At 73.0% G+C, this 2,096-nt stretch carries 2 protein-coding genes; both read right to left on the bottom strand.

Features of this window, described 5'->3' with window-relative positions:
- Positions 1–46 precede the first annotated feature (46 nt).
- On the bottom strand, positions 47–571 hold the full coding sequence (locus tag KS423_RS44190; protein ID WP_224285321.1) for a hypothetical protein: 525 nt from the start codon (positions 569–571) through the stop codon (positions 47–49).
- 208 nt (positions 572–779) lie between these two features.
- A complete protein-coding gene (locus KS423_RS44185) occupies positions 780–1,829 on the bottom strand; it encodes an IPT/TIG domain-containing protein (RefSeq protein WP_224285320.1) in 1,050 nt (349 codons plus the stop codon).
- Positions 1,830–2,096: the final 267 nt, after the last annotated feature.

The following is a 2,096-nucleotide window of genomic DNA, read 5'->3' as shown; positions in this document are numbered from 1 at the left end:
CGCGGGGGCGTGCAGGTCCGCGAGCGGGTCGTGCGCCCCGCCCCGCTCAGCCGGTGGGCACCGGCTCCCGGACGGAGCGCTCCAGCGGGCGCAGCGCCCGCAGCACGATCAGCAGCGGTATGACGCCGAAGACCCCGAACGACATGTCGATGAATCGCCATGCCAGCGGAATCCCGCGCAACGGCCCGCAGATCAGCGCCAGCGGAATGACGGCCCCGCAGGCGAGCGCGGCCCAGCGGATCACCCAGATGTTGCGGACCGGGTCCTTGAGCGGCCCCCAGAAGGCGGCGGCGATCACCAGGTGGGCGAAGGCCAGCCAGTCGGTCCCGTAGGCCAGGAAGGGGTAGCGCTCGTTGGTCTCGGCGAGGCCGGTGTGGACCTGCTCGAACCAGGCCGTCGCGGCCGGGAGGCGGTCGCTCAGCGGGGCGGCCGGGCCGGAGGCGAAGTCGACCAGCCAGCGGGTCTCGGTCTCCAGCGGGAACGCGGTGAGACCGCTGAGCACCAGGCAGACCAGGAAGAACCAGAGCCATCGTCGGACCTTGCGAAGGATGACCGCCGAGTCGCCGTCCATCTCGCACACCTCCATGCCGAGCATGCCGAAGTGCAGGCGGAGCCTTGTCCCGTCTGCGCGGAACCGACTCTAGACCCATCTTTTGAACGCGTTCAACTCACCTTCGGGAGGGTGTGCGGGCGGAGGGCCGGCCGGTCCCGGAACGCGCCGGTGCCCGGGCTCCGTGGAACCCGGGCACCGGTGGCGGGCGCTCCGCCCTGTGCGGCCGTTACGCCGTGTAGGTGTACGTCGCCGGCGCGCTGGTCCCGCCCGCCGTGGTGACGGTGACGTCCACCGGACCGGGCTGGGCACCCGCCGGGGCCGTGGCCGTGCAGAAGGACGGGCCGCAGGAGACGTGGGTGGCCGGCACCCCGCCGAAGGCCACCGTCCCGTACGTCAGGTTGCTGCCCGACACGGTCACCCGGGTCCCGCCGGCGGCCGGGCCGGAGGCGGGGGACAGGCTGCTGATCGCCGGGGCGGCGGGCGCCGGCGGAGGGGCGCCGGTGTAGTCGAAGGCGGCCGGGGCCGCGGCCGTGCCGCCGGGCGTCACCACGCTGACCGGGGCGCTGCCGGAGCCGCCCGGGGTGGTCACCGTGCAGGCGGTGTCGGTGCAGGTGCCGGGCGCCGGAACGCCGCCGACCAGCACCATGCCGCTGGTCAGGTTGCTGCCGCTGACCGTCACCGTGGTGCCGCCGGCGCCCGGGCCGGTGGCGGGGTCGAGGCCGGTGACGGTCGGTGCGGGCTGGACGGTTGCCGGCAGGTAGCTCCTGCTGACGAGGTCGTAGCGGGAGATGTGCCCGGTCGGGTCGGTGTCGTTCGGGTTGGCGACCGTCGCCGTGATCACGCCCGCGATCGGCACTCCGGGTGTGGTCGCCAGGTTGAGCTTCATGAAGTTGTACGCCCCGGCCGCCCGGGTGGCGGTGAACACGGCCTCCAGGTGGCGGTGGTCGGGGGAGAGGGCCGAGGTGAAGGTGTAGTCCTGCGGCGTGGGGAAGAACATCGCGCCGTCGGTGGTGACGCCCGGCGGCAGGTCGAGGGTGATGTGCGTCGGCCCGGTCAGGTCCGCGGTGCCGGACGAGGTCCAGCCCACCGACATGTTGCCGGTGGTGAAGAAGCCGCCGGGATAGTTCCCGCTCTGTGACACGGTCACGTGCTGGGCGGAGGCCGATGTCGCGGCGGTCGGGGCGGCGGTGGCACCGGTGGCGAGGACGGCGCCGGTGGTGAGGGTGGTCACGGACAGCGCGGCGGCGAGGCTCGCTTTGGCCAGTCGGGTGATCATGGGTCGATCATCACCGAACCAACGCTCCGCCCTCACGGTTTTCTCGAATGCGGGTTCGGGAATGGCGGAATTCCGTCGAAACCCTGTTCTGAATCGGTCACCCGCACCGTCGCCCACCTGCTGCTCCGCCCGCCCGCAAGGTCCGTTTCGGTCGATGTCGGTGCGAACCTCTAATCTTGTCCCCCGTGACCGCCATCGCAGACCCGCCCATCGAGCCCGGCCTCCGACCGCCCGCCGGCCCGGCCGTCGCCGCGCGCCCCGCGCCCG

Origin of the sequence: Streptomyces sp. LS1784 (assembly GCF_020103755.1) — a bacterium.
Taxonomy (GTDB): Bacteria; Actinomycetota; Actinomycetes; order Streptomycetales; family Streptomycetaceae; genus Kitasatospora.
The sequence above is the reverse complement of the archived record's forward strand: the minus strand, read 5'-3'. Positions and strand labels throughout refer to the sequence as shown.

What these genes read in the sequence shown, in the direction of transcription:
- KS423_RS44190 (WP_224285321.1), bottom strand. Translation starts at nt 571, where the DNA reads ATGGACGGCGACTCGGCGGTCATCCTTCGCAAGGTCCGACGATGGCTC.
- KS423_RS44185 (WP_224285320.1), bottom strand. Translation starts at nt 1,829, where the DNA reads ATGATCACCCGACTGGCCAAAGCGAGCCTCGCCGCCGCGCTGTCCGTG.